The 5,947-nt window shown below is 57.4% G+C and carries 6 protein-coding genes and 1 pseudogene; 3 read left to right on the top strand and 4 right to left on the bottom strand.

Features of this window, described 5'->3' with window-relative positions; genetic code table 11:
• Together G3574_RS26135 and G3574_RS26130 are read right to left on the bottom strand one after the other, a co-directional pair.
• Nucleotides 1–285: pseudogene (locus G3574_RS26135) on the bottom strand (IS3 family transposase); the annotation flags it as partial.
• Nucleotides 286–347: 62 nt separating this feature from the next.
• The gene (locus G3574_RS26130) at nt 348–749 is read right to left on the bottom strand and encodes a transposase (RefSeq protein WP_163968505.1); all 402 of its coding nucleotides are present in this window, start codon (nt 747–749) and stop codon (nt 348–350) included.
• A gap of 35 nt (nt 750–784) precedes the next feature.
• Here G3574_RS26130 and G3574_RS26125 point away from each other — a divergent pair, with 35 nt between their 5' ends.
• Entirely contained in the window at nt 785–985 is a 201-nt protein-coding gene (locus tag G3574_RS26125) for a hypothetical protein (protein ID WP_163968504.1), read from the top strand.
• Nucleotides 986–1,266: 281 nt separating this feature from the next.
• A complete protein-coding gene (locus G3574_RS26120) occupies nt 1,267–1,731 on the top strand; it encodes a GNAT family N-acetyltransferase (protein WP_163968503.1) in 465 nt (154 codons plus the stop codon).
• Between the two features lie 158 nt (nt 1,732–1,889).
• Here the strand turns inward: G3574_RS26120 and G3574_RS26115 are convergent, their stop codons facing one another.
• Complete coding sequence (locus tag G3574_RS26115) at nt 1,890–3,377, bottom strand: tyrosine-type recombinase/integrase (protein WP_163968502.1); 1,488 nt, start codon at nt 3,375–3,377, stop codon at nt 1,890–1,892.
• The gene (locus G3574_RS26110) at nt 3,377–4,327 is read right to left on the bottom strand and encodes a DNA-binding protein (RefSeq protein ID WP_163968501.1); all 951 of its coding nucleotides are present in this window, start codon (nt 4,325–4,327) and stop codon (nt 3,377–3,379) included. Before G3574_RS26110 ends, G3574_RS26115 begins: the two co-directional genes overlap by 1 nt.
• A gap of 336 nt (nt 4,328–4,663) precedes the next feature.
• Between G3574_RS26110 and G3574_RS26105 the strand changes: the two genes are divergently transcribed.
• A complete protein-coding gene (locus G3574_RS26105; protein WP_163968500.1) occupies nt 4,664–5,851 on the top strand; it encodes a DUF4214 domain-containing protein in 1,188 nt (395 codons plus the stop codon).
• Nucleotides 5,852–5,947: the final 96 nt, after the last annotated feature.

The raw sequence follows: 5,947 nt of genomic DNA, 5'->3' as shown, positions 1-5,947 counted from the left end.
GCCAAATCGACGCCAATGCGGATAAGCTTCATCTCGGACTCCTTCTTCGACTGGTTGTGTGGAAACTCCAGTGTGACACCTTTGCGTGCCCCTTGCGGGGAGGAGGAGTCCATCCCATTGTTTATGATTGATGGGCCTGCCGTCCTGCATGCCATTCATCCGCAGCATGCCCCAGACCCGCCGATAGCCATAGGTGGCCTGGTCCTGAACAACTGCCCGGATGGCCTGCAGCGCAACCGTGTCATCGGTCTTGCTGCGTGCCGTACGCCGGTCGATCCACTCCACTGGACGCCGTCTTCTTGCCAGCACATTGCTGCGCGCAACACCGAGGGCTTCGCAGACCAGCCTCACTGGTCGTCCCCGGGCAAGACAGGCGAGCGCGCAATCCACTTTTTTCCTTTGGCGAAATCCATCGCTTCCTTGAGGATCTCGTTCTCCAGGGTCTTGCGTCCGAGCGCTGCTTCGAGCTGCTTGATGCGTCGCATCGCTTCCTGCAGATCCGACGCGGGCACCACCGGTTCATTGGCGCCAACAGCCACCAAAGACCCCTCGGTATAGGCTTTTCGCCACTGGAACAACTGGCTGGCAGTCACGCCTGCTTCACGCGCTACCAGCGATACCGACATGCCCGGCTCCATCGTGCGTCGGACCCATTCCAGCTTCTGCTGTGGCGTCCAGCGTCTGCGGCGCTCGGTTGCGGTGATCACTTCGACTTCCTGCTTCCTTCCTGAAGGCATAGGCATATCCATAGGTCCATTCCTAGTCGTTAGTTTAAGGAATGCCGATGGTCCTGTCTTCTAGGGGGCTACTTCAATGGTGGTTAGCGGATTCTTCCAATGCATTTTTGTCTGCTTCTGGAATCAGCCATGCGATCGTCGGCGCCTTGTTTGCAGGCTCGGCGTTAGTCCTTATTAGCACTAAAGGTAAGCATCCTGGCTGGGCGGGTTTGCTTTGCACAGCCGTGCTCGTGCTGGTCGGCATGTAATGGTAGTGACGTCCGCGATTGCACTGGCCGGTCAACTGCCGCTTTCTTCTCCGCGCACCGTCCGGAACGGGGCGGCACCGCCCCCTCGCCGGTGGCAAGGGAAGGTCGGCAAAGCGACCTATAGCAGCCGGCAGCACGGTACCAGCCTGCCGCCGAGTCCGACCATTTCCGGACGGTCAGGCCTTTAACGAGTATGGTATTGCTTTGACAACTTTGGCATGGCAGGATAGGCAGTTCTTGCAGTTTGCACTTCAAGTTAAATCTCTTACAACTTAGCTGACATGCAAGCACGCATAGCCACAATCGAAGATGCTTCACAAATCAGTGCACTTATTCGTGGCCTAAGCGACCCGTTCTTCGTAGCACCCGGCGGCGAAGGCGCTGAGCTCTTCATGCAATCCATCAGCAAAGCGGCAATCCAAGGCTACGTCACAGCATCAAATTTTGTCTACCAGGTAGCTGAATCGGAAGGTCGGCTTGTTGGCGTGGTCGCTGTTCGGGATAACAGTCACCTCTACCATTTGTTCATCACTGCTGAATTTCAAGGCCGTGGCATGGCGCGCAACCTATGGCAGTTGGCAAAGGCACAGGCAGTACGTGCGGGCAACCCAGGTCGTTTTACTGTTAATTCGAGCCTTGGTGCGGTTCCAGTGTATAAGCGGTTCGGATTTGTTCCCAGCCAGCCAGCCGTTACCAAGCATGGCATCTCCTTTCAGCCCATGGTGCTGAATGAACGTGGCGGCTAGCCTTTCCATGATGCGGCAGCTATCTGCAGAGATGAAGGACGGGTTAGGGTCGATTGCCGTAGGTCAGGATTATTTCCGTAACGACTGCTTTGGATAGGGTTTCGGCCATAGCCTGAACTGCTTGATGGCAATTACCCCGCTTGACCGGGAGTACTGTGTCATTTCTTCCCTTCAAAGCCTTGCTCTACAAATGCCCGCAGCTGCGACAAGTCGGTCTTCGCATATGCTGCGGTCGTTTGTACGGACGCATGTCCCAACAGCGCCTGTACCGCCGGCAGCGGCACCTTGTGGTCGACGACCAGCGCACGGGCGTAAGCGTGACGCAACCAATGGGGGGAGCAGGTCCGCACCAGCATTGCCCGTCCATCTCCTTGCGCTTCCAGTTGTTCAGCCACCGTCTCGAAGATCGTTTTTACCTGCTGGTACATGCCCGATTGCTGGAGCGATCCGCCTTTCATGCCATGTATCAGCGGTATGCTTTCATGCATCATTGGGGTCGGCGGCAATCCCCGAGCCGCCCGGTAGCGCTGCAACACCGCCACGCATTGCCCCGGCAGCGGGATCGCCCGGTCCTTGCCCCCTTTCCCCCGCACTAGCAGCGTCCATCGCTCTGCCGTTTCCGCTTCCAGGCGCGGCAAGCCCGATTCGATCGACCAAACCAGCTCCGCCAGACGCACTCCGGCGTACCGGTACAGTGCCCAAATAGCGTGGCGCCGCAACTCCTCCAATGTGACTGATTTTTCTTCAGCGCTGCTGGCCACCAAGTCGTCGCAGGCAGCAAGAATGTCGTCAGGCACCAAGCGATGTGGCACAAAGCCATTGCGCCGCTTGGCGGCAGTCGACAAGCCAACGGCAGGGTTGGCAACAAGGTATCCGGTGCTGGTCCAGTACTGATAAAGACTGGCGACGACCGCCAAAGTGCGGGCACGGGTGCTGTCACTGGAAGTACGAGCGCGTGACTGCCCATCCGCATCGATCGAGGCTACCGCTTTTCCCAGTGATTCCCTGTAACTCAGCAAATCGGCACGCGTCAGGTCCGATAAAGGGCCCAACTGGCGATCCAGGCACCATTGCACAAGCTTGGCCAGCTCCGATGTATAGGCGCGCAGTGTATGCCGAGACCGGCTGGCCCGGTCCCTTAGAAAAAGCTCTAGCGCGTCGAGGTCGTTGTCGACAGCCAGTGTATTGGTGTCGGCCACCCTGTTGACGTAGCGGCCGCGGCGTTGCAGCCAGCCAGGTGGCAAGCCAGTGCTCAATATGACAGCGTCCCCAGCATTGTTTTGCACTGCGCCGGCGGCCTGAATGGTCAGTGCCTCCTGCTGGCGGAATCGTTTTCGGTGTGTCCGGAGCAACCGCTCCAGAACGACCGCTGGCGCTGGCGCTTCTGTCGCCGCAGCCGTGCGAACCCGTCCTGATTCCCACCATTCGACCACCTCGCTATGGTCGATCAACAACGCAAAAAGCGTCGGCTTGCTTGCCTTTGCACTGCTCAGCGAAACAAACACGGATTTCAGGCGGGTCAGCGTCCAGCGTTCGTAACAGACGTGGCCCAGGACATCGGTCAGATAGCCCAGTGCCACAACCGGGTCCTGCGGCAACGGCGTCGGCGGCAACGTGCCATGGTCGATCCAGATCTCGCTGGTCATCACGGTCCTTTGCGGCGCGCCGTTGAACGCTTGGCCGGAACCTTGCGTGTCTTGTCCGCCTGGATGGCAGTCGCCCGCGCGACTGCCACAAGCGTGGTCTGCAATAGTTCGTCGAGTTGCGCACGCTGGCTCGCATTGACCGCCTTCAGCGCCGCTGCTTCTCCCAGTGCCGTTTGCTTAGCAGTCCGTTCGGCGGCCACGTCAGCCTGTGCCTGGACCAGGCCTGCTTCCAGAACCTGCGTACGGCGGTCGGCAAACTGCAGCTGCTGCGACAGCCGCTGCACTTCCTGCTGCGCTGCCTGACGCTGCTGGGCAGTCTCCAGCAGCAGCTGGCGGGACAGTCCTTCATAACGCTGCTGGGCGGCAGCGATCGCTTCCACCTTGGCGCTCTCCATCGCGGCGAGTTCCGCGCGCAGGGGAGAGAGGGTGTCCAACGCGGCCTGGTGATTTTCTTGCAGTGATTCGAAACGGCTCAACAGCGCCGCACGGTCAGCGCGCGCCTGCGCCAGTTCCGTGTCACGGGTGGCCAGCAGCGCGCGCAACTCGGTGACTTCCTGCTTCAGCACATCGACACGCAGCGTCATATCGGCTTGCGCCGCCTGCGCCTGTTCCACCGACTGGGTGGCTTGCTGCTTGAGGCGGACTACGTCATCAAGCTGGACCGACACGGCGGCATGCCAGAGTTGGCGCATTTGTTCGGCGATCTCCGCGGGAATGTCCGGTAACGCGATGTCGGCCATGCCGGCGGTCACGAGCTCCGACTCGATGGCGTTGATCGCGCGGCCGAGCGTTGCCGGGTCGCCGGCACCCAAGCGTTCGCGCAGCTTGCGAACGGAGACGATACGGCGAAACCGCTCTCGGGTCGCTGGCTGGCTGTCATGGGCTTCGGCCAGCATGGTCAGGATGGTGGCGCGGATGGTTTCAGGGCTGGAGGCAGCAAGACGGGCCATGGTGGGTTCCGGGAAGGTGTTTACGCGATTATATCGCTCATGCATAACGCTATGGAATGAAAATACGTTATGTAACACCGCAGTAATAACAGATAATCCAAATTATCGTGGCGAAACGAGCCAGACAAGGCCAGTAGGCTCGATGTAGTTACAAAACGGGGTTTTTGTAAGAAATGAACGAGTGACGCTTAGCGCTGAGACAGAAGCAACTTGATTTGCAAGGAATTTATAAAAAGTGGGTCGCCTTAAGCCGCATCCAGCCTAGGTTTGCGTACGGGTGGTTTTTGCAGCTAAAACAAAGGGACCCCTATTAGCGGTGCCTACAGCACAATCAATGTGACTGAATCGATGCGGGTTGAGCGCGTCGATGTTACTGTCAACGTCTCTCATCCATTCGTTGGCGACTTGGGGGTCCTTCTTCGGTCTCCAAAAGGCACAACGAGCTTCCTGTTGTGGCGTCCCGCTGCGGGAGCATTGAGTGCGTATGGCTCCAGTCAGAACGATATTCACTTTACATTTGATACGGTGCTTGATTGGGGTGAAGATTCGGTTGGGACATGGCAGTTGGGCGTATCGGATATGGTGGCGGGAGACACCGGGACATTGCTTAACTGGACCTTGAACCTTATTGGAGCCCCCACGTCGCCCAGCCATACGTTCGTCTATACAAATGAGTATGGCGCCGTGTCCCAGCAAGAACAAGCTAGGAAAGTGCTTTCGGACCCTCTTGGGAGCAACGACACAATCAATATCGCGGCGCTGGGCGGCGATTGCCGCTTAGATTTGACCGGTGCAACGACTTCTTTACTGAATGATGCACCTCTTACCATCGCATCGGGAACGCCCATCAGGATCGCTATCGGCGGCGCAGCTAATGACACGATCATCGCGAATAATCTTGGGGATACCTTGAGAGGTAACGCCGGTAACGATACCTTGATCGGAGGCGGCGGAATTGACTCGGCCGTGTACGCAGGGAACCGATCCCAGTTCGCCGTCACCAAAACTGATGCGGGGTATATCGTTGTTGACAATACCGGAGTAGAGGGAACAGATACCTTGACAAATGTTGAGCGGCTCATATTTGCCGATGCAGCAATTGCGCTTGATACGTCAAACAATGCTGGACAGACCTACCGACTTTATCAGGCCGCATTTAACCGCAAACCTGACGTCGCAGGGATTGGCTGGCAGCTCAAAGCGATGGATGCTGGAACGCCCCTTCTGCAGATGGCAAAGAACTTCATGGCTTCAGCAGAGTTTCAATCTCTGTACGGAGCGAACCCATCAACCTTCCAATTTGTAACGCTGCTATATAACAATGTCTTGCACCGCTCTCCTCAGCAGTTCGAAACAGACTTTTGGATGAACATTATTGACAAGGGAGTTCCAATCAAGCAGACCACTGCCGAAGTCTTGATGAACTTCAGTGAAAGTGCGGAGAATCAAGCTCAGGTAGTTGGGTCGATCAAAAATGGAATTGAATATCACTACTACAGCGGATTGCCGGTAGCTTTAGGGTAGGTGAGCAAAGAGAACATCTGCGGGTATAAAAGGTCTTATCGCCACCTGCCTGCGGAAGAGGTGCCATCATGCCCGTTCCCTATTCGATGGATTTGC

The organism is Noviherbaspirillum galbum (assembly GCF_010974945.1).
Lineage (GTDB): Bacteria > Pseudomonadota > Gammaproteobacteria > Burkholderiales > Burkholderiaceae_D > Noviherbaspirillum > Noviherbaspirillum galbum.
The sequence above is the reverse complement of the archived record's forward strand: the minus strand, read 5'-3'. Positions and strand labels throughout refer to the sequence as shown.